The organism is Kitasatospora sp. NPDC001095 (assembly GCF_053598615.1).
This window is the reverse complement of record NZ_JBSFKQ010000082.1, coordinates 1-20,009: the sequence shown is the minus strand read 5'-3', so window position 1 is coordinate 20,009 and position 20,009 is coordinate 1. Positions and strand designations below refer to the sequence as shown.

The 20,009-nt window shown below is 73.3% G+C and carries 21 protein-coding genes; 13 read left to right on the top strand and 8 right to left on the bottom strand.

Annotation, left to right across the window (positions count from 1 at the left end; translation table 11 throughout):
• The first annotated feature begins 199 nt into the window (after positions 1-199).
• The 3 genes from ACWDBB_RS35110 to ACWDBB_RS35100 are packed head-to-tail and all read left to right on the top strand — an operon-like array spanning position 200 to position 1,693.
• Positions 200-586 (top strand): hypothetical protein, encoded by a 387-nt coding sequence (locus ACWDBB_RS35110; protein ID WP_449793462.1) that lies wholly within the window; start codon positions 200-202, stop codon positions 584-586.
• Complete coding sequence (locus ACWDBB_RS35105) at positions 583-993, top strand: hypothetical protein (RefSeq protein WP_449793461.1); 411 nt, start codon at positions 583-585, stop codon at positions 991-993. Before ACWDBB_RS35110 ends, ACWDBB_RS35105 begins: the two co-directional genes overlap by 4 nt.
• 34 nt (positions 994-1,027) lie before the next feature.
• Positions 1,028-1,693: a hypothetical protein gene (locus ACWDBB_RS35100; RefSeq protein ID WP_449793460.1), complete on the top strand. Its 666-nt coding sequence runs from the start codon at positions 1,028-1,030 to the stop codon at positions 1,691-1,693.
• A gap of 89 nt (positions 1,694-1,782) precedes the next feature.
• Here the strand turns inward: ACWDBB_RS35100 and ACWDBB_RS35095 are convergent, their stop codons facing one another.
• Positions 1,783-3,876, bottom strand: coding sequence for a sensor histidine kinase (locus ACWDBB_RS35095; protein WP_449793459.1), 2,094 nt, complete (start codon positions 3,874-3,876; stop codon positions 1,783-1,785).
• A 203-nt stretch (positions 3,877-4,079) separates the two neighbouring features.
• On the opposite strand from ACWDBB_RS35095, the gene ACWDBB_RS35090 reads away from it, so the two are divergent.
• Complete coding sequence (locus ACWDBB_RS35090; protein ID WP_449793458.1) at positions 4,080-4,772, top strand: response regulator; 693 nt, start codon at positions 4,080-4,082, stop codon at positions 4,770-4,772.
• An 85-nt stretch (positions 4,773-4,857) separates the two neighbouring features.
• On the opposite strand, the gene ACWDBB_RS35085 is transcribed toward ACWDBB_RS35090, so the two are convergent.
• Together ACWDBB_RS35085 and ACWDBB_RS35080 are read right to left on the bottom strand one after the other, a co-directional pair.
• Complete coding sequence (locus tag ACWDBB_RS35085) at positions 4,858-6,558, bottom strand: acyl-CoA dehydrogenase family protein (protein ID WP_449793457.1); 1,701 nt, start codon at positions 6,556-6,558, stop codon at positions 4,858-4,860.
• 123 nt (positions 6,559-6,681) lie between these two features.
• A complete protein-coding gene (locus ACWDBB_RS35080; protein ID WP_449793456.1) occupies positions 6,682-7,245 on the bottom strand; it encodes a PadR family transcriptional regulator in 564 nt (187 codons plus the stop codon).
• Positions 7,246-7,430: 185 nt separating this feature from the next.
• Here ACWDBB_RS35080 and ACWDBB_RS35075 point away from each other — a divergent pair, with 185 nt between their 5' ends.
• A complete protein-coding gene (locus ACWDBB_RS35075; protein ID WP_449793455.1) occupies positions 7,431-7,904 on the top strand; it encodes an SPW repeat protein in 474 nt (157 codons plus the stop codon).
• A 171-nt stretch (positions 7,905-8,075) separates the two neighbouring features.
• On the opposite strand, the gene ACWDBB_RS35070 is transcribed toward ACWDBB_RS35075, so the two are convergent.
• Together ACWDBB_RS35070 and ACWDBB_RS35065 are read right to left on the bottom strand one after the other, a co-directional pair.
• A complete protein-coding gene (locus tag ACWDBB_RS35070; protein WP_449793454.1) occupies positions 8,076-9,482 on the bottom strand; it encodes a class II fumarate hydratase in 1,407 nt (468 codons plus the stop codon).
• Positions 9,483-9,668: 186 nt separating this feature from the next.
• A complete protein-coding gene (locus ACWDBB_RS35065; RefSeq protein ID WP_449793453.1) occupies positions 9,669-10,457 on the bottom strand; it encodes a carbon-nitrogen hydrolase family protein in 789 nt (262 codons plus the stop codon).
• Positions 10,458-10,821: 364 nt separating this feature from the next.
• On the opposite strand from ACWDBB_RS35065, the gene ACWDBB_RS35060 reads away from it, so the two are divergent.
• Positions 10,822-12,783 carry a cholesterol oxidase substrate-binding domain-containing protein gene (locus ACWDBB_RS35060; RefSeq protein WP_449793452.1) on the top strand — a complete coding sequence of 654 codons (1,962 nt, stop codon included), beginning with the start codon at positions 10,822-10,824 and terminating at the stop codon, positions 12,781-12,783.
• Positions 12,784-12,824: 41 nt separating this feature from the next.
• Here ACWDBB_RS35060 and ACWDBB_RS35055 read toward each other — a convergent pair whose 3' ends face one another.
• Entirely contained in the window at positions 12,825-13,490 is a 666-nt protein-coding gene (locus ACWDBB_RS35055) for a helix-turn-helix domain-containing protein (RefSeq protein ID WP_449793451.1), read from the bottom strand.
• A 150-nt stretch (positions 13,491-13,640) separates the two neighbouring features.
• Here ACWDBB_RS35055 and ACWDBB_RS35050 point away from each other — a divergent pair, with 150 nt between their 5' ends.
• Both ACWDBB_RS35050 and ACWDBB_RS35045 read left to right on the top strand, forming a co-directional pair.
• A complete protein-coding gene (locus tag ACWDBB_RS35050) occupies positions 13,641-14,378 on the top strand; it encodes an AzlC family ABC transporter permease (protein ID WP_449793450.1) in 738 nt (245 codons plus the stop codon).
• Complete coding sequence (locus ACWDBB_RS35045; RefSeq protein ID WP_392872766.1) at positions 14,378-14,686, top strand: AzlD domain-containing protein; 309 nt, start codon at positions 14,378-14,380, stop codon at positions 14,684-14,686. Before ACWDBB_RS35050 ends, ACWDBB_RS35045 begins: the two co-directional genes overlap by 1 nt.
• Positions 14,687-14,805: 119 nt before the next feature.
• Here the strand turns inward: ACWDBB_RS35045 and ACWDBB_RS35040 are convergent, their stop codons facing one another.
• Both ACWDBB_RS35040 and ACWDBB_RS35035 read right to left on the bottom strand, forming a co-directional pair.
• Positions 14,806-15,132: a hypothetical protein gene (locus ACWDBB_RS35040; RefSeq protein ID WP_449793449.1), complete on the bottom strand. Its 327-nt coding sequence runs from the start codon at positions 15,130-15,132 to the stop codon at positions 14,806-14,808.
• Between the two features lie 111 nt (positions 15,133-15,243).
• Positions 15,244-15,801 carry a GNAT family N-acetyltransferase gene (locus tag ACWDBB_RS35035; protein ID WP_449793448.1) on the bottom strand — a complete coding sequence of 186 codons (558 nt, stop codon included), beginning with the start codon at positions 15,799-15,801 and terminating at the stop codon, positions 15,244-15,246.
• Between the two features lie 89 nt (positions 15,802-15,890).
• Between ACWDBB_RS35035 and ACWDBB_RS35030 the strand changes: the two genes are divergently transcribed.
• The 5 genes from ACWDBB_RS35030 to ACWDBB_RS35010 all read left to right on the top strand — a co-directional run bounded on the left by ACWDBB_RS35030 (position 15,891) and on the right by ACWDBB_RS35010 (position 19,801).
• A complete protein-coding gene (locus tag ACWDBB_RS35030; RefSeq protein WP_449793447.1) occupies positions 15,891-17,078 on the top strand; it encodes an acyl-CoA dehydrogenase family protein in 1,188 nt (395 codons plus the stop codon).
• A gap of 110 nt (positions 17,079-17,188) precedes the next feature.
• A complete protein-coding gene (locus tag ACWDBB_RS35025) occupies positions 17,189-17,566 on the top strand; it encodes an ADP-ribosylation/crystallin J1 (protein WP_449793446.1) in 378 nt (125 codons plus the stop codon).
• Positions 17,563-17,910, top strand: a complete 348-nt coding sequence (locus ACWDBB_RS35020; RefSeq protein WP_449793445.1) for a hypothetical protein — start codon at positions 17,563-17,565, stop codon at positions 17,908-17,910. The genes ACWDBB_RS35025 and ACWDBB_RS35020 overlap by 4 nt, the downstream gene beginning before the upstream one ends.
• Before the next feature lie 190 nt (positions 17,911-18,100).
• The gene (locus ACWDBB_RS35015; RefSeq protein ID WP_449793444.1) at positions 18,101-18,979 is read left to right on the top strand and encodes an alkaline phosphatase family protein; all 879 of its coding nucleotides are present in this window, start codon (positions 18,101-18,103) and stop codon (positions 18,977-18,979) included.
• A gap of 339 nt (positions 18,980-19,318) precedes the next feature.
• Positions 19,319-19,801, top strand: coding sequence for a hypothetical protein (locus ACWDBB_RS35010; protein WP_449793443.1), 483 nt, complete (start codon positions 19,319-19,321; stop codon positions 19,799-19,801).
• The last annotated feature ends 208 nt before the right edge of the window (positions 19,802-20,009 follow it).

Here is a 20,009-nt window from a genome sequence, read left to right as displayed (position 1 = left end):
CCCCGCCCCCGCCCCCCCCCCCACCGGGAGCGGGCCGGGATCGAACCGGGTCCCGGCCGGGATCGCGTCGGGAGCCGTCCGGGATCGGGTCGGGAGCCGGACGGGACGACACCCCCGTGCGGCCGGGACAGTGGGCGGCGCACGGTGGATCGCGTAGGCGGGCCGCAGAGCCCGCCCACGAGCGGAAGGAGCGCCCGTCATGTCGGGCACCGTCATCACCGACCTGCGCCGCCGAGGCGCCGTCGACCCCGGCCGCCTGCTCGCCGGACCGCTGCGCGGCGTCGGCCTGCAACGGCTCGACCCGGGCTGGTGCACCGAGTTGGTCGCCGACGGCATCGAGCACGCGATCTACGTCACCGCCGGCTCCGGGCTCGCCGAGCTGCCCGAGAGCGCCGTGCACCAGGACAACCGGGACAACCCGGATCACCCGGAGCGCGCCGGGGCCGGCTTCCCGCTGGTCGAGGGCACCGCGGTGGTACTGCCGCTCGGCTCGCGGACCGTCCTGACCGCCGGGACGGCGGGCCTGGAGTTCTTCCACGCCCTGCTCGCCGTCCCGCTCCCCTCCCGAGGAGGTGACCCCAGGTGATCGTCACCACCGACGCCGGCGCGGCCATGGTCCTCATCGGCCCGAACGGCGAGCGCGTACGGATCCGCTCCCTGGCTCGGAGCTCGATGCTCGCCAGCGCCTGCGAGGCCTTCGACCACCTGCGCCTGAGCCCGGGCGCCCACCACGTCCTCCCGGGCCGGCCCGACACCGAGACCGTCCTGCACGTGCTGCGCGGCGCCGCCGTCGTCGGCCGACTCTCCGACGAGCCCGAGCACCTGGCCTCCGAAGGAGACCTGCTGCTGGCCCGCCGCGGCCGCGCCCTGCACCTCGAAGCCGGGCCGCTCGGTGTGGAGCTGCTCTGCCTGACCCTCGCCGTACCCCGGCACTCCGCCGGCACCCGGGCCGCCCCGGCCCGGCGCCGCGCCACCCGCCGGAACCGGCCCTGACCGGTCCCACCAGTCCTCGTCGGAGGAACCCCTCGTGATACTCGTCCCCGCCGCCGTTCCCCGCACCGCGCCCGCGTTCCAGCGGCTGATCGACCCCGAGCAGCGGCCGGCCGTCCGCGCCGGACTCACTGTCGAGGCGCTGCCGCCGGGCGTCCGGGTCGAACAACTCCCGTACAAGTCCGTCGAGTCGGTGACCGTGGTGCTCTCCGGCCGGCTGTTCGCGGCCGGCCGGATCCTCTCCCCGGGCGAGGCCCTGCACCACCGGCCCGGCACCTCCTACCGGCTCACCGCCGTCCGCGGCACACCGACCGCCGTGCTCACCGTCCGCCCCAACCCCGCCAGGGCCGCCATCCCGACCCAGCGATCGGACTCGGCGCCCGCCCGGAACTGGCGCCAGGTCGACGTGGGCACCGTCCGCCTCGCCCCGGGCACCACCTGCGGCCCGTACACGGACCGCTCGGCCGACACCTTCCTGCTGCTCCTCTCCGGGGCCGCCGTCTTCCTCGGCGAACTCGGTGAAGTACCGCTGATCCCCGGCGACCTGGTCTACGCCAGGGCGGGCGAGCGGTACGGCCTGCGGGCCGGGCGGCGCGGACCGGTCACCGCCGTTCTCGGCCGCGTCGGCGCCCCCGGTGCCGGAGCGGCGCCGGAGCGGGAGGACGGGCCCACGCGCCTGGGGCAGGTCGATCCGCAGAGTTGAGAGAACAGGGCGACCTGCAAGTCGTCGAGACGGATGACAGATGACGGATGACAGATTTTGAAATCTGTCATCCGCCCGTCATCCGTCATTCAACTGTTCCTGGTCATCGGAGAGCGCGGCAGTACGGCCACCACCTGGGTTCCCCCGTCATCCGGCAGCGACCGGATGGTGCACCGGCCGCCGACCTCCGCCGCCCGTTCCGCCATCGACCGCATTCCGACTCCGCCGCCACCCGTTCGCAGACGCTGGTCGGCCTGGTACCCCACGCCGTCGTCATGCACGATCAGTGTCAGTTCCTCCGCGTCCACCCGCAGCGTCACACGCGCTGTTCGAGCTCGGGCATGCCGCAACACGTTGTTGAGCGCCTCTGCCGTGATGCGGTACGCCGTGTTCTCCACTACCGCCGGCAGGTCCGGTAGTGGATCCGATGACAGCTCCACCGTCACGGTCAGCCCGGTCCCGCTGAAGGTCTCCGCGAGTCGGCGTACCGCTCGCGTCAGACCGAACTCGCAGACCGGCGCGGGCCCGAGCCGGTCGGTGATCCGGCGGACCTCCTTGATCGCCAGCCCCAGGCCGTCCGACACCTTGTGCAGGGTGCCCGCGAGCCTGCCGTCGGCCTCCGAGCCCGCATTGTCCACCTGCAGTCGCAGTCCGGCCAGGGCCGGCCCGAGCCCGTCATGGATGTCCCGCCTCAGCCACCGCCGTTCCTCCTCCCGCGCGGAGACGATCTGTTCCCGGCTGGCTCGAAGGTCCTCCTGGAGCCGAAGCGAGGCGACTGCCGGTGAGGCCTGGTCGGCGAGCGAACGCAGGATGTCGACGTCGCTGGCGTCCAGTCGCTGCTCGCCGGAGCGCAGGCCCACGGTCAATGTGCCGATCTTCATCCCGTTATGGAACAGCAGGAAGTCCTGGCTGAGTCCGCCCAGTCTTCCGGTCGTGGCCAGGGTGCGGTGCCCGGACTGGGTGATGACGGAGAGGGCGACTCCGGGCAGTCGTAGTTCCTCGGCGACCGTTGAGCACAGTGTCTCCGGAATGTGCTCCGGATCGACGACCTGCCGCAACCTCCCGGCGAGCGTGCGCAACACCTGGTACGGCTGTGCGCGCTTGCCGAAGTACAGCCGGTCGACCAGGGCGACGGCTCCCCGCGCCGCACGGGGCAGTGCCGCGCCGAGCGCGTACACCAGGGCGATCAACACCAGGGCTGCCGCGCCGTGGCCAGGGACCAGCCAGTTGGACAGCACGGCGGCGGCCACCACGAACAGCCCGGTGACGCCTGTGCCCAGCAACAGCCCGATCAGGACATTGCGGGCCGCTCTGTCGAGCCGCCAGCCGTGATGCTGCACGACCAGGAAACCCACGACGGCCCAAACCAGACCCGCGACGGCGTAGAGCACATAGGTGAGCCAGAAGTGCACACTCGACAGCCGGGCGTACAGGGCCTCGGTCGCAGCGAAGAGCGAATACGTTCCGAGCATCGCCAGCACCCGGAACCGGCGCCTGCGAGTCACTTCCGCGTCGCTGCCCCGGCTGCGGGATCGCAGCATTCGAGTCAACAGGACGACCGCCAGGAACCCGAGGAGGCAGTCGTTGATCAGCCGGTCGTGGTCGGCCCAGGTGCCGGCGACGGTGCTGAAGAAGCGTGCCGGAGGGGTGCCCGCCAGCGGATTCGGCCGTCCGAAGGAATGTGGACGGTCGAGCAGCGCAGCCGCGGCCGGAACCGTGTACAGCGAGACGGCCGCGATGTACCACCACCATCGTCGGGTCGTCAGCCGACCGTTCGGTAGCCATAGCGGTAGCGCGTAGATGATCGTCGAGCTGACCGCAAGGCCGATCACCTCGACGACCAGGATGGCGCCGATGAGGCCGGGGGCAGTGACCTCGACCCAGGCCGGTGCGGTCGGGGCGAGGGTCAGGACGAAGCTCAAGGCCCACATCAGGAAGACCCAGCCGAGCGGGCTGCCGGGGCGGTGGGCATGCAGCAGCATGCCCGAGGCGGCGGCCGGAAGGATGGCGAGCAGGTTGAGGAGTGCGTCCCGGGGGACGGACACGCCCGGATCGCCCAGGTGCACGAGCACGTAGCAGATCCACAGCGTCGCGACGATGAAGCAGACCGCCGTGACGACCGCGGCGGCGGTCAGTTGCCGCTCGGCCCGCGTGCGGTGCGGATGAGAGATCGCCGTGGCCATGGCATCACCTCTTGGACGGGCTCGGTCGACAGGGCACCGGTCCCGGGGACCCAAGCCTCGGCGGCCCGGTGTCCCGGGTGCCTGAGGCACCGGTCTCGGATCCTGGCGCAGGCGGGCCGACACGCCGAGGGGTTCACCAGCATGTCACGGAAAGTCATGCTATCGCCGCTGATAGTGTCGCCCGCGTGGATGAGGAGCAGCCAGTGGAACCTCCGGACCCCAGCACGGAAAGGGCCGTCCGTGTACTGATCGTCGATGACCACCCCCTCTTCCGGGAGGGCCTCCGGGCGGCCCTGGAGAGCACGGACGACATCTCGGTCGTCGCCGAGGCCGAGCGGGTCGCCGACGTCCCGCGGGCGGTCGCCCGGCACCGCCCGACCGTGGTGATCATGGACCTCTCGCTGCCCGACGGCTCCGGACTGGAGGCCGTCCGGCAGCTCGCCACCCAGGAAGCCCCGCCGCCGGTGCTGATGCTGACCATGTCGGACGACGACGGGAACCTGCTCGGCGCCCTCCAGGCGGGCGCGCGCGGCTACCTGGTCAAGGGCGCGGGCCGGGAGGAGGTGCTGCACGCGGTGCGGACGGTCGCGGCGGGCGGCGCGGTGTTCGGCGGCGAGGTGGCCGGGCGGATCACCGCCCTGCTGGCCGGGGCGAGGATGCGCGAGGCGGGACAGCTCTTTCCCGAGCTCACCGCCCGCGAGGCCGAGGTGCTGGACCTGGTCGCGCGCGGGCTGGACAACCGGCGGATCGCCCGGGAGCTGGTGGTCGCCGAGAAGACCGTCCGCAACCACATCACCCACATCTTCGAGAAGCTGCACGTCGCGACACGCGCCGAGGCGGTCGCCCGGGCCCGCGACATGGGCCTCGGGGACGGCCGGTCCTCCCCGGAGAGGTGAACCGGGGGGTGCCGGCCCTCCCCGGAGGGATGAACCGGGGGTGCCGGCCCGCCGACCGGCACCCCCGGGGTCCTGCCGCGCGGCCCTACGGCTGCATCTCGTACGCGCCGGAGAGCGCCTCCACCCGCGCCCACACCCGCGCGTCCCGCGCCGGGTCGGCGACCGGGCGGCGCACGTTCGCCAGAGCCCAGGCAGCCTGCTCCTCGGTGGCGGAGGCCTTGCCGTGCAGCTCGGTGGCGTGCGCGGAGAAGTCGCGGACCAGCGCGTCGAAGATCCGGTCCAGGACGTCCGCGTCCAGGCCGGTCAGCTCGGCCTGCTCCAGCACCAGCTGTCCGTAGACGATCAGCGCGAACAGCTGGCCGATCTCCAGCAGGAAGTCCAGGTCCGCCTGCTGCTCCTTGCTCGGCGCGTTCTCGAGCAGCAACTCGCAGAAGCCGTCGGCCTGTTCGCGGAAGCGGGCGACGTTGGGCAGCTCGGCGTGGCGGTCGTAGGCGGCGCGCCAGTCGTGGAACCGGATCGCGCCGAGGCCGCGGGCGGGCCCCTGCCGGAACAGGAAGGCGTCGTCGGCGGCGTCCAGGCGGGTCGGCACGGGGGCGTAGTCGGCGGGCGCGAACAGGTAGTTGCCCATGAACTTGAGGATCAGCGCCAGGTTGACGTGGACGGTGCCCTCCAGCTTCGGCAGGCCGCGGATGTCCTTCGCGGCCTTGTCGAAGTAGGTGTCCGCCTCGAAGCCCTTGGCCGCGATGACGTCCCACATCAGGTCGATGACCTTCTCGCCCTCGGTGGTGACCTTCATCTTGGTCATCGGGTTGAACAGCAGGTAGCGGCGGTCCTCGGGGGAGGCGCTGCGGAAGTAGTCCACGGCCCGCGCGCTGAACAGCTTCATTGCCGCCAGGCGGACGTACGCGTCGGTCAACTCCCGCTTGACGTGCGGGAAGTCGGTGACCCGCCGGCCGTACAGCACCCGGTTGTGGGCGTGCGTGACGGCCTCGTACATCGCGTGCTCGCAGATGCCGACCGAGGCGGTGCAGAGGTTGAACTTGCCGACGTTGACGGTGTTCAGCGCGGCGTCGAAGGCGGCCTGGCCGGTGTGCAGCACGTCCTCGGCGCGCACCGGGTAGTCCTCCAGGCGGAACTCGCTGACGTACATCTGCGCGTTCACCACGTTCTTGACCAGGTGGTACGCGTCGTGGCGGCTGTCGGCGGCGAAGAAGACGTAGCCCTCCGGGCCCTCGACGTCCGAGCGGCGGCCGAACACCGAGACCAGGCCGGCCACGTTGCCGTTGCCGATGTAGTACTTGGAGCCGCTCGCGGTGAAGCCGCCCTCGCCGTCCGGGGTGAGGATCATGTCGGTGGAGTAGATGTCGGCGCCGTGGGTGCGCTCGGAGAGGCCGAAGGCCATCACGTGGCCGTCGGCGAGGAGCTTGGCGGCGCGGGCGCGGACGGCCTCGTTCTCGCTCTGCCAGACCGGGCCGAGGCCCAGGATGGTGACCTGCCAGGTGTACCAGTAGCCGAGGCCGTAGAAGCCGAGGATCTCGTTGAGCTCGGCGATCCGCGCGGTGTCCCAGCGCTTGTCGGAGTCGGCCGCGGCGGGGGTCAGGAACTCCGCGAACAGGCCCTCCTTCGCGGCGAAGTCCAGGAAGTCCGCGTACCAGCTGCGGTCGATGTAGGTGTCGATCAGCGCCTTCTTGCCGCGGGACTCGAACCAGTCCACCGTCGCGCGCAGCAGTCGGCGGGTCGGCTCGTCGAACTGTACGGGGTCGTAGCTTCGCGGGTTGAAGAGCATCGAGGGGCTCCCGGGGGTCGAGGGTGTGAGAGGTCGAGGGTGCGAAATGGGCGGCGAGCCGGCCTGCTGGCCAGCCTGACTGCTGGCCTGACTGCCGGTCGGACCGCCGGCCAGGCCGGTTGGTCAGGCCGGTTGGTCAGGCCGGTCGGTGGCGAGGCGGCGTAGGGTGGCGAGCACGTCGTCGAGCCAGGCGAGAGTCATCCGCTCGTACTCGATGCCGCCGCGCAGCACCACGTGCTGGAGCTGCTCGCGGGCGTCGAGCGCGGTGGTGTCGGGGAAGTCCCGCTGCTCGCCGTGCAGGTAGCGGGCGAGCAGGGCGGCGTGGCTCTCGCGGTGCCGTTCGACCTCGGAGACCAGCGCGGCCGGGTCGTCGAAGGCGGCGGCCCGGATCTTGACCGCGAGCTCGTGCCGGACGGTCTCCGGCTCGACGGGCTCGCGCAGCCAGCCGGCCAGTGCGGCGCGTCCGGCCTCGGCCGCCGAGTAGACCTTCTTGTCCGGGCGCCCGTCCTGGGGGACCTCCTGCGCGGCCACCCAGCCGTCCGCCTCCATCCGCCGCAGCACCCGGTAGATCTGCTGGTGGGTGGCGGTCCAGAAGCGTCCGATCGAGCGGTCGAAGCGCCGGGCCAGCTCGTAGCCGGAGCCGGGCTGCTCCAGCAGCGAGACGAGGATCGCGTGCTCCAGTGCCATGGCCCGCATCCTGCTATGCAACGAGTTGCATAGGCAATGGCGGCCCGGGCGGTTGAGACGCAGGTCACCGGCGTGATCGGATGGTTATCCACCATTCCCGGCCATCGGGTGCAAAACGGTGGATAAGGGCCAGAATGGGTACGGGGCAAGCGCCTTACCGGTTCCGACCACAGGAGGTGGTATCGGTGGCAACCCATATCCCGACGACGGGCATGGAGCACCATCCGGACATCGTCGAACTCCGCGAACGCTACGAGCGGGTCACTTCGACCCCCCGTGCCCAGGGCATCGAAGCCCTGGCCGTCCTGGCCGGTCTCTTCCTGGCAGCATCGCCATGGATCGTCGGCTTCACCGCGTACAACACCCTGACCGTGACCTGCCTGATCGTGGGTCTGGCCTACACGGCCCTCATGGCCGGCTACGGATCGGCCTACGAACGCACCCACGCGCGGGCCTGGGCGGCCGCCGCGCTCGGTGTCTGGACGATCATCTCCCCGTGGCTCGTCTCCGGGTCCGTCGCGCACGGCAAGAACATCGTGACCTGCATCATCGTAGGCGCCGTGATGTTCCTGCTCGGCCTCGCGGCGATCTCGATGGCGACCATGACGTCGAACGGAGCATCGATGCGGCGCGGCCGGGCCGGCCGCGCCAAGGGCTGATCTTCCCCACAGCCCATGACCGGGGCGCGGAGGGCCCAACCGCCCGCCGCGCCCCGGCGTGCGTCCCGACACGCCTGCCGGGACGGTGGCGCACACGCCTGCCGGGACGTCGGCCGCGCCCCGGCGTACGCCCCCGCGCGCGCCCCGGGCGCCGGCGTGGTCCGGCCCCCGTTACGGGTGCGTCATCCGCAGGACGTCCAGGGCCTCGTCCAGCTGCTCCCCGGTGAGCCTGCCCTGGTCGACGTAGCCGCGCTCCAGCACCACCTGACGGATCGTCTTGCGCTCGGCCAGCGCCTGCTTGGCGACCTTCGCCGCCTCCTCGTACCCGATGTAGCGGTTCAGCGGGGTCACCACCGAGGGCGAGGACTCCGCGTACTCCCGGGCCCGTTCGACGTTGGCGGTGACGCCGTCCACCGTCCGGTCGGCCAGCAGCCGGGCGCTGTTGGCGAGCAGCCGCACCGACTCCAGCACGTTGCGGGCGATCACCGGGAGCATCACGTTCAGCTCGAAGTTGCCGCTGGCACCCGCCAGTGTGACCGTCGCGTCGTTGCCCACCACCTGGGCGGCGACCATCAGCACCACCTCGGGCAGCACCGGGTTCACCTTGCCCGGCATGATCGACGAACCCGGCTGGAGGTCCGGCAGGTTGATCTCGCCGAGCCCGGTGCGCGGACCGGAGCCCATCCACCGCAGATCGTTCGCGATCTTCGTGAACCCGACCGCCACCGTGCGCAGTTGACCGCTCAGCTCGACCAGGGCGTCCCGCGCGCCCTGCGCCTCGAAGTGGTTGCGCGCCTCGGTCAGCGGCAGGCCGGTGGCGCGCGCGACCTCCGCGATGACGGCCGCCGGGAAGCCGGGCGGGGTGTTGATGCCGGTGCCCACTGCCGTTCCACCGAGCGGGAGTTCGGCCACCCGGGGGAGGGAGGCCAGCAGCCGCTCCCGCCCGTTCCGCACCTGCGCCGCGTAGCCGCCGAACTCCTGGCCGAGCGTGACGGGCGTGGCGTCCATCAGGTGCGTGCGGCCCGACTTGACCACCCCGGCGAACTCGGTGGCCTTGCGCTCCAGCGCCTCCGCGAGGTGCTCCAGTGCCGGGACCAGGTCGTGGGTGACGGCGGCGGTCGCGGCGATGTGGATCGAGGACGGGAAGACGTCGTTGGACGACTGGCTGGCGTTGACGTGGTCGTTCGGGTGGACCGGCCGGCCCAGCCGCTCCCCGGCCAGGGTGGCGATCACCTCGTTGGTGTTCATGTTGGAGGAGGTGCCCGAGCCGGTCTGGAACACGTCCACCGGGAACTGGTCGTCCCAGTGCCCCTCCGCGACCTCCTCGGCGGCCCCCGCGATCGCCTCCGCCGTCTCCTCGTCCAGCACCCCGAGCCGGGCGTTCACCCGGGCCGCGGCGGCCTTGATCCGGGCCAGCGCGGCGATGTGCGCCCGCTCCAGCCGCTGACCGGACACCGGGAAGTTCTCCACCGCCCGCTGCGTCTGCGCCTGCCACTTCGCGTCGGCCGGCACCCGGACCTCGCCCATCGAGTCGTGCTCGATCCGGTACTCCTGCGGCTTCGCCTGCTCGCCACTCATCGCGCGCTGCACCTCCTGTACGGGCCGGAGCGGCCCGGAACGGATCTTCGCTCACCACAGCCGCGCGCGGGGCCCGGGTATTTCCGCTCGGGCCGGGTTCTTCCGCTCGGGGGACTCGGTTCCGGCCAGCCGGCCGCCGGGGAACAGGTCGACGAGGGGCCTGCCCCCGAGGCCTACCGCCCGGGCCTACCGCCGGGGCAGCTCGGCGCGGACCAGCTCGCCCGGGGCACTGCCGGCCTGGACGACGAGGCCCCCGCCCGGGGCCCAGACACCGGAGCCGCCCGAGCTGTCCGGGTACTCGCCGGTGGCCCCGGCACAGGTCGCGAGCACGCACCACACCCCGTGGGCGGCGGCCCGGTCGCGGAAGTGGCCGTCCCGGCGCTCGGCCTGGGCGGCGCCGGGCCCGTAGAGGGTGGAGGCGACGTAGGCGTCGATGCCGAGCGCGGCGGTCTCCTCGGCGTGCGCCGGGTCGGCGGCGTCCGCGCAGACGGCGAGGCCGAGCCGCAGGCCGTCCAGCTCCAGGACGACGGGCTTCTCGCCGGGGGCGAAGCGCTCCACCTCGGCACCGTGCAGGCGCGTCTTCCGGTAGACGACCTCGGCGCCCTCCCCGGTGACCGCCAGCGTGGCGATGGACTCGCGCCCGTCGGCCTCGAGGACCGGCGCCCCGACCAGGGCGACGGCGCCGGTCGCGGCGCACGCCGCCACCAGCGGCGCGAGCCGGGCGTCCGCCGGGTCGACGGCCGGTGCGGCCAGGTCGTAGCCCGTCAGCGACAGCTCGGGGAACACCACCAGCCGGGTGCCCGCCTCGCGCACCGCCTCGGCGTGCCGGGCGACGTTCTCGGACACGGTGTCCGGACGGCCGGCGGCGGCGCAGAGGGGCTGGGCGACGGCGACGGTCAGCGCTCCGGGGACGGTCAGTGCTCCGGGCTCGGGACGCGCGGGTTGGGGGCGCGCGGGCTCGGGACGCGTGGGCACGGAAGAGTTCGCGGACGAGGGCATGGCGGAGCCTCCGGCGGGCGGGCGGGGTGATCGTGATCAACCTATGCGCCGGCCGAGCGGGCGGGCAACCGGGTCCGGACGAGGAGCGGGGCAGGTGGAACGGGTCTCCCGGGGTCGATCGGGCCGACCTCACTCGAAGGAGTGAGATCCCGGTCAGGCGCTTCAAACTGCCGCGCGCCCCTTCATACGCTCCGAACTGGGCCGGGCGGACTCCGGCCGGACCCGATCGCCGCAGCTCGGCCCGGGGGACCAGCACGAGGGGGCGGAGACGCGGATGACCACAGGACACGGCCCGACGGGCGGAACGGGCGGCGGGGCGAAACCGGACGGAATGATCCCGATGAACGCCCGGACGGACGTACCGGTGAGGCCCCCGACGAGCACCCCCGGGGGCCTCACCCGTCGGCAGCTGCTGGGTGCGTCGGCGGCGCTCGGCGGCGCGGCGTGGCTGCTGCGCGGCACCGTCGGACCCGACAGTGTCGAGGCGGCCGCGCCCGTACCGCCCGGACTGCCCGCCGGCACCGAGCTCTACCAGCGGGTCTTCCAGAACTGGTCCGGCGAGATCCGCACCGACCAGCTGTGGACCTGCGCGCCCCGCACCCCCGAGGAGGTCCCGGCGCTGGCCGACTGGGCGCACGCCAACGGCTGGCGGCTGCGCGCCTCCGGCTACCGGCACACCTGGGCGCCGCTCACCGTCGCCGCCGGGACCCAGGAGAGCGCCCGGGTCCTGCTCGTCGACACCAGCCGGTACCTGACCGCCATCAGTGCCGACTCGGCCGACACCGTTCGGGTGCAGACCGGCGCCACCATGGAAGCACTGCTCGCCCACCTGGCCGACCGCGGCCTCGGCCTGACCGCCTGCCCGGCCCCCGGCGAGATCACCGTCGGAGGCGTGCTCGCCATCGGTGGCCACGGCACCGCCGTCCCGGCCGCCGGGGAAGTACGGCCTCAGGGCCACGGCTACGGCTCGGTCAGCAACCAGGTCGTCCGGCTCACCGCCGTCGTCCTCGACCCGGCCACCGGCCGTTACACGTTGCGCACCTTCGACCGCTCCGAGGCCGACAGCGCCGCCTTCCTGGTGCACCTGGGCCGCGCCTTCCTCACCGAGGTGGTGCTGCGGGCCGGCGCCGACCGGCCGCTGCGCTGCGTCAGCCGGCTCGACATCCCGGCGAGCGAGCTCTTCGCCCGCCCGGTCGCCGGAACGGGAGCCGGCGCCGGGGCCGGAGCCGGAGCCGGAGCCGGGAGCGGCGAGGGCGGTGGGCTCGGGGGTGTGCTCGGCGGGGTCGTCGGCGGCGTGCTGGGCGGAGTCCTCGGTACCGGGGGAGGCCCGCGCACCCTGGCCGACTTCGTGGAACGCGACGGACGGGTCGAGGCGATCTGGTTCGCCTACACCGAGTACCCGTGGCTCAAGACCTGGACCGTCACCCCGACGAAGCCGCTGGCCTCGTTGGCCGTCGACCACCCGTACAACTACCCCTTCTCGGACAGCGTTCCGGAGCCGGTCGCCCGGCTCGCCGGCGAGATCGTCACCGGCGCCTGGGCCTCGGCCCCGCTGTTCGGCCAACTCCAGTACCTGGTCGCGAAGGTGGCGCTCACGGGCGACATCACGGATGTCCTGCTCTCCGGTGACCTGCTGCGCCGGCTGCTGAGCGGCGAGGTGCTCACCCACCTGCTCGCGGGCGGACTGCGCTCCGACCTCTGGGGCCCCTCGCGCACCCTGCTCCAGTACGTCCGCCCGACCACCCTGCGGGTCACCGCCAACGGTTACGCGATCCACCTCAAGCGCGCCGACATCCAGTGGGCGGTCAGCGAATTCGCCGCCCACTACCGGGAGTTGCTCGCCACCTACCAGGCCCGAGGCGAGTTCCCGGTGAACGGCGCGGTGGAGATCAGGGTCACCGGCCTGGACGACCCGGCCTCCTCCGGTGCCCCCGGCGCCCGGCCCCCGCTGCTGTCCGCGCTGCGCCCGCGCGCCGACCGGCCCGACTGGGACACGGCGATCTGGCTGGACGTCCTGGCCTTCCCCGGCACGCCCGGACTGGAGCGCTTCGCCCGGGAGTTGGAGCAGTGGCTGCTGCGCACCTTCGACGGGACCAGGGCGGGCCTGCGGGTCGAGTGGTCCAAGGGCTGGGCGTACACCGACGAAGCCGCCTGGTCCGATCCCGACCTGCTCGGCCGGGTCATCCCCGACAGCCTGCGGGCGGGCGGCGGGCCGGGCTGGGACGAGGCGGTCGCCGTGCTGGACCGCCACGACCCACACCGGGTGTTCGGAAACCCCTTCCTGGACGGCCTGTTGAAGTAGCCTCTCGCGTCACCTCGGGTATTGACGGTGAGTCAGGTGTGTCAGATGTGTTCCATGACGATCACCGCGAGGGTGTCGGGAGACAGTGCGCGGAACACGTGCGGAGCGTCGCCCGGGTAGCTCACGTAGTCGCCCGGGCCCAGCTCGACCGGCGCCTCGGTCGGCCCGACCAGCGCCCGCCCGGCACCGATCATCACGTGCTCGACGGTGCCGGGCATGTGCGGGTCGGAAGCCCTGGTCTCGCCCGGCTGGGCCTCGATCCGGTAGATGTCGCGCCGGGCGTTGGGCGGGCAGGAGGAGAGCACGGTGGCGGCGTAGTCGGCGCGCTCGGAGTGGGTCACCGGGCCCTCGCCGGCCCGGATCACCTTGACGGCCGGGCGCGGCGGGTCGACAAGCCGGCTGAACGGCACGTTCAGCGCGACCCCGAGCGCCCACAGCGTCTCCACGCTGGGGTTGCCCGAGCCCGACTCCAGCTGGGACAGCGTGGACTTGGCGATGCCCGCGCGCCGGGCCAGCTCGGCCATCGACAGGCCGCTGCGCTCGCGCTCTCGCCGGATCGAGGCGGCGATCTGGCCGATCAGCTCGACGCCGCCGACGCCGCCGGGCCCGCCGACGCCGCCGGGCCCGCTGGGGCCGCCAGTGCCGCCAGTGCCGCCGGCCCCGCCGGGGCTCGTGGCCGGGGTGGTCTGGTCACTCATGCTCGCCACTCACGCTTCCTCCTGGCCCCTTCCACGGCTGCCGGTGCGGCTGATGCCGCCGTTCATGCTGCCACGGTCGGCCAAGTCGACCATCGTTCGCCCGATCGGTCTACCTGTTCGCCTTGACGAACGGCGCCGGTGCGGTTCACTCTAATGAACATGCGTTCGCTAATCCGAACATTGGAGCGTGCCACCCTTCGGGACGTCGCTCTGGTCTGTCTGGCCGACGCCCTCGTCGGCGCCTCCTTCGGCGCGATCAGCGTCTCCGGCGGCCTGCCCCTCTGGGTGCCCGTCGCCCTCTCCGTCCTGGTGTTCGCCGGTGGCTCCCAGTTCGCGGCGGTCGGCGTGGTGCTCTCCGGCGGCGGCGCCCTCGCCGCGGTCGCCACCGGACTGGTCCTCAACGCCCGGCTGCTGCCCTTCGGCTTCACCGTGGCCGACGTGCTCGACGGCCCGCGGTGGCGACGCCTGCTGGGCGCGCAGCTGCTCACCGACGAGACCGCCGCCTTCGCCCTGCAGCAGGACGAACCGCGTCGGCGCCGGGCCGTCTACTGGCTCTGCGGGATCGCGCTGTTCGTGGTCTGGAACATCTCGGTGCTGCTCGGAGCGCTCGCGGGTGGGCTGATCGGCGACACGGACGCACTCGGCCTGGACGCGGCCTTCCCCGCGGTGCTGCTCGCGCTCGTCCTGCCCTCGCTCGCGGACCGCCGCACCCGTACGGCAGCGCTGGTGGGCGCGGTGGTCGCGGTGGCGGCAACGCCGTTCGTCCCGGCCGGGCTGCCGGTGTTGCTGGCCCTCGTCGGACTGCTGTTCGCTGGACGGCCGGCCGCAGGAAAGGCGGACCGGAAGGCGGCGGACGACGCGGGCGCGGTGAACGGGAAGAAGGAGGCGGTCCGATGATGCCGCTGTACGCGATCCTGCTGCTGGCGGCCGGAACGTACGCCTACCGGCTGGCCGGGCCGCTGCTCGCCGGCCGACTCGCCCTCTCGGAGCGACTGCGGCACCTGCTGGCGGTCGCGGCGGCGGTGCTGCTGGTGGCCCTGGTCGCGACCGGTGCGCTGACCCAGGGGCACGGCTTCGCGGGATGGGCTCGACCGGCGGGCGTACTGGTCGCGGGGGTGCTCGCGCTGCGCCGGGCGCCGTTCCCGGCGGTGGTCGTCGCGGGTGCGGCGACGACAGCGGTGCTGCGGCTGTGCGGGGTGGGATGACGGCGGGCGGACAGATGTCAGCTGACAGAGTTTGAAATCTGTCAGCTGACATCTGTCGGCCGTCATCTGTCGGCCGCCGTCCGTCCACTCTCATCCGTGCGCCAGTCATCGGCCACCGGTCACTGCTCCTCCCCGGCGCCCTCGGCCAGGCGCTCCGCCTGGACCTCCGGCCGCTTGCTGTCCCAGAGCAGCTCCCACACCTTGAACACGCAGTGGTAGTCGCGCATGCTCCCCTGCGAGATCAGCAGGTAGGTGTCCCCGTCACGGAGCAGCGTCCGCCGCCGACTGTTGAACGGGTGCTGCGGCGTGTAGGAGGGGACGAGTCGCTTCAGCTCCTCGACGGCATCCTCCCGGCTGCCCTCGACCTCGGCCAGCACCTTGCTGCCCCAGGTCCGGTCGTGCCCGCTGCCGACCGTCTCCTCCACGACCAGCGCCCAATGTGCCATGCCCTGCCCCCGCTCCGTCCCCATCCGATCCGTTGTGCCCCCGCCGGCCGCTGCTTCGGCCGCTCGGCCGCTCGGCCCGTCAGCGCGTCGGCCCGTCAGCGCGTCGGCCCGTCAGTCCGTCACCGCGGCCCGGCCCGTCGGCGACTTGAAGAAGATGGTGGTCGGCCGGAGCGTACCCCCCGGGTCGGCCGCGAAGTCCGGCACCGAACCGACCCGGCTCCAACCGGCCCCGTCGTACAGCTGCTCGGCCGGGCTGCCGGTCTCGGTGTCCAGCACCAGCAGCCGGATGCCCAGCGCCACCGCCCGCGCCTCCAGGGCCGCCAGCAGCCGCCCGGCCAGCCGCTGCCCCCGGTCGGCCGGGTGCACCATCAGCTTGGCCACCTCGCCCCGGTGCCGGCCGTTCGCGGCGGTGGCCGGCCGCAGCTGCACCGTGCCGGCGAGCCGCCCGCCGACCCTGGTCCGCGCGGTCCACAGCACCAGGCGCCCGGCCGCGACGTCCGGGCCGAGCGCCCGCCACCACGCCGCGGCCTCCTCGGGCGCGAGCGGGGCGAGGAACCCGACCGAGGCGCCCGCGCGCACCGTCTCCACCAGCAGTGCGGCGAGTTCCTCGGCCGAGTCGTCCAGCTCCCCGGCCGTCAGCTCGCTGACCGCGTACGCGTCGTCGGACATGTCGCCATCCTCACTCGTTCGCGCCCGCCCACAGCCCGGCCGGGTGCGCGATACTCGCCGGTATTCCGCCGAGAGTACAAGGAGCTTCGATGACGAAGCCGACCCGGATCGACCCGTCCGACCTGCTCGCCGTCGGAGACCTGCTCTCCGACGAGGAGCGGCTGATCCGCGACACCGTCCGCCGGTTCACCGAGGAGCGCATCCGCCCGCACATCGGCGACTGGTTCGAACGCGGGGTCTTCCCGGCCCGCGAACTCGCCCCCGAGCTCGGCGCCCTGGGCGTGCTCGGCATGCACCTCGACGGCTACGGCTGCGCGGGCGCCGACGCGGTGGCGTACGGGGTGGCCTGCATGGAACTGGAGGCGGCCGACTCCGGGCTGCGCAGCTTCGTCTCCGTCCAGGGCTCGCTGGCCATGCGCTCCATCCACGCCTTCGGCTCCGAGGAGCAGAAGCAGCGCTGGCTGCCCGGCATGGCCGCCGGCGAACTCATCGGCTGCTTCGGCCTGACCGAACCGGACTTCGGCTCGGATCCGGCCAACATGCGTACCCGGGCGGTGCGCAAGGGCGGCGGGGGCGGCGACTGGGTGCTGTCCGGCAGCAAGATGTGGATCACCAACGGCAGCATCGCCGACGTCGCCGTGGTGTGGGCGCAGACCGAGGAGGGCGTGCGCGGCTTCCTGGTCGAGCGCGGCACCCGCGGTCTGACCGCCACCGACGTGCACGGCAAGCTCTCGCTGCGCGCCTCTGTCACCAGCGAGCTGGCCTTCGACGAGGTGGTGCTGCCCGCTGACGCCGTGCTGCCGGGGGTGGTCGGCCTGCGCGGACCGCTCTCCTCCCTCAACGAGGCCCGCTACGGCATCCTCTGGGGCACCGTCGGTGCCGCCCGCGACTGCTACACCGCCGCCCTGGACTACGCCAAGACCCGGATCCAGTTCGACCGCCCGATCGCGGGTTTCCAGCTGACCCAGCAGAAGCTCGTCGAGATGATGCTGGAGGTCGAGAAGGCGTACCTGGTCGCCCTGCGGATCGGCCGGCTCAAGGAGCAGGGCGCGGCCCGCCCGCCGCACGTCAGCTTCGGCAAGCTCAACAACGTCCGCACCGCGTTGGAGATCGCCCGCAGCGCCCGGACCGTCCTCGGGGCCAACGGCATCACCACCGAGTACCCGGTGCTGCGGCACGCCAACAACCTGGAGTCGGTGCTCACCTACGAGGGCACCAGCGAGATCCACACCCTGGTCCTGGGTGAGGCCATCACCGGCGAGTCCGCCTACCGCTGACGGCCCTGCCCCACCCCCGCCCTCTTCTCCCTCGACCGTCCCCCGCGGCCCCGCGCCGGCCCGGGAAAACCGGTGGCCGGGCCCGTCGCGGCCCGGCTACCGTCCCTGCCATGACCAGCCGGTTCGCCCCGACGCCGCCCCCGACCACCACCCTCTGGCGCCCCACCGGCCCCGAGGAGCTGGCCCTGGTCGAGGCCGCCGACTGGTGCGCCTGGCCGCCCCGCCTGCCCGAGCAGCCGATCTTCTACCCCGTCCTCAACGAGGACTACGCGATCCGCATCGCCCGGGACTGGAACGTCCCCGCCTCCGGCGTCGGCTACGTCACCCGCTTCAAGGTCGACACCGCTTTCCTCGCCCGCTACCCCGTCCAGCAGGCGGGCGGCCGGACGATCCTCGAACTCTGGGTGCCCGCCGAGGAGCTGGCGGAGTTCAACCGCCACATCGTCGGCCGCATCGAGCTCGTCCACGAGTTCCGCCCGCAGCCGTGACGTCGCCCGCCGACGCCCTGGGCACGGGGGAGCGCGTCCTGCTCACCTCGGCCCAGCGGACCACCACCGCCGTCCTGCTCGCCGAGGCCGCCGACGCCCTGCCCAGCGCCGCCGTCCTGGACGTCGGCCCGATCGCCGATCCGTACGACCCGGCGGGGAACCGGGCCGTGGTCGAGGCGAACCTGCCCCGGCTCGCGCACTGCTACGCCGCGGACCCGGAGCGGGGCCTCGGCGTGGTGCCGCGCGCCGCCGGACCGGCCGCCGAACTCGACGCGGCCGACCGCCGCTTCGTCCGGCCGTCGGCGACCGGCCGACGGGCAGCCGACCGCGAACCGACCGGCTGACGGCAACCGACGCGAGCCGACCGGCCGTGAGCGGACCGGCCGAGAGCGGAATGGCGACTTCCCGACACCTGGTGGCCACCCCGTGTTCGGTGGTGCGACGCCGACCGGTACGGCGGCCGGTGGAGCATGGCGCGGTCGGCGGCGCCCTCGGCGGGCGCGGCCGGGTGCGCACGACCGAAAGGAACCGCCCATGTCCGCTGCCCAGTGGCCCCGCCCCCGCGTGCTCGTCGTCGGGATCGACGGAGTCCGCCACGACTACCTGGAGCAGGTGCCGATGCCGCGCCTGCGGGAGGTCGCCGAGGCCGGGTTCCTGGTGCCGGTCACCGTCGCGGACACCACGCCCACCATGTCCGGGCCGTGCTGGGCCACCATCGTGACCGGGGTCGAGCCCGCCAAGCACGGAGTCTGGGGCAACCACCTGGGCGGCAACCGCCTCGACGTGTTCCCCGACTTCGCCACCCGCCTCGCCCGGGGCGACCGCCGCCGTACCTTCGTCGCGGCCGGCTGGGACCCTCTGATGATCAACGAGTCCGGCGGCCCGCTGTTCCGCGCCCCCGGCCGGCTCTCGTACATAGCCCCCGCCGAGGACGCCCCCGAGGCCTGGGAGGCGGTGGACGAGGAGGTCACCCGGGAGGCCGTCCACGTCCTCGGCACCGCCGACCCGGAGGCCTCCTTCGTCTACCTCGGCGCCGTCGACGAGACCGCCCACTTCCTGGGCTGCGGCGACGAGTACCGCGCGTCCATGCGCACCGCCGACGAGCGCCTCGGCCGCCTCCTCGACGCCGTCCGCGGCCGGGAGACCTACGCCGAGGAACAGTGGACGGTCATCGTCGTCACCGACCACGGGCATGTGGACGCCGGCGGCCACGGCGGCCGTACGGCCGAGGAGCGGACGGCCTGGGTGGCCTGCGCCGGGCACGACATCCCGGCCGGCCCGCCCACCGGCGAGATCCGCCACCCGGACGTCGCCGCGCAGGTGTACGCCTCGCTGCTGCGCCCGATCGACCCGCACTGGACCCTCGACGGCCGCCCGTTCCCGGTCGCCCGGCCGGTGCCGGCGTCTGTCTGAGACCCGGACGGCCGCGCGGGGGCGCCGCCGGTGCCCCGGGTGCAGCAGGTCGGGCTGCGGCGGCCCCGGGCTTCGGCGAGGCTCGATCGGGGCCCGGAACCCGAAGACCTCAGGGGCCCCGCCGACGGGCGTACGTCTGAAGGTGGAGACGGTACCCCGTGGGTCGGAGACAGGATCGCGACCTGGTGGTGACGAACCGACGGGTGCGGACGGGCCAGGATGGTTGCACCGGACGGCGGAGCACGCCGACCGGGCCGGCGGTGCCCCCTGAGCGGCCGTCGGCGGCGGAGACGAGCGGCAACAGCCGCACCGGTCACGACACGGAGAGGGCAGTCGGGCATGAAGAGCATCGTGAGCAAGGTCGCGATGGGAGTCGCGGGCACCGGCATGGCCGTCGCCGTGGCGGCCGTGGCAATCGGCCCACGAGTGTCCGACTGGTACGACGAACACCACCAGCAGCAGGGCTCGTACGAGACCGGCGTCCAGGCCAAGGCCGCTCGCCGGTCGATGCCGAGCTGGCTCCCCGACAACGCCTCCGGGGTGAAGTACATGATGTCCACCAGGGGTGACGACCGCCTGCTGTTCGCCACCCTCCCGGAGGGCCGGCTGCCCGCCGGCTGCAGCACCGGGCTGCCGGGCAAGAGCGCGCACCCAGTGCCGGAGGCGCTCAAGGCCGGCTGGTTCCCCGAGAACGTCGTGACCAAGGCCACCGGCACCTGCGGGCACTACAACGTGGCGCTGACCGGCAACCAGCTCTACGCGTGGCAGGACGGCGCGGCGATGCAGGCGGCGCTGCGCGCCGAGCACGTCGCCAGGCGCTGAGGCCGCCGAGCACGTCGCCAGGCGCCGCGACCGCCGAGGCCGGCGGCCGGGGCGGCGCGTCGCACCCCGGGGCACGGAGAACGCAACGGCCCGCCCGCACCATCCGGTGCGGGCGGGCCGCCGTCGTGTGCGGGCCGCGGCGGGGGCGGCCCGCCGCCCCCGCCCCCCCCCCCCCGCCCCACAGGGCGCCGAAAGGAAGAGCGGCGGG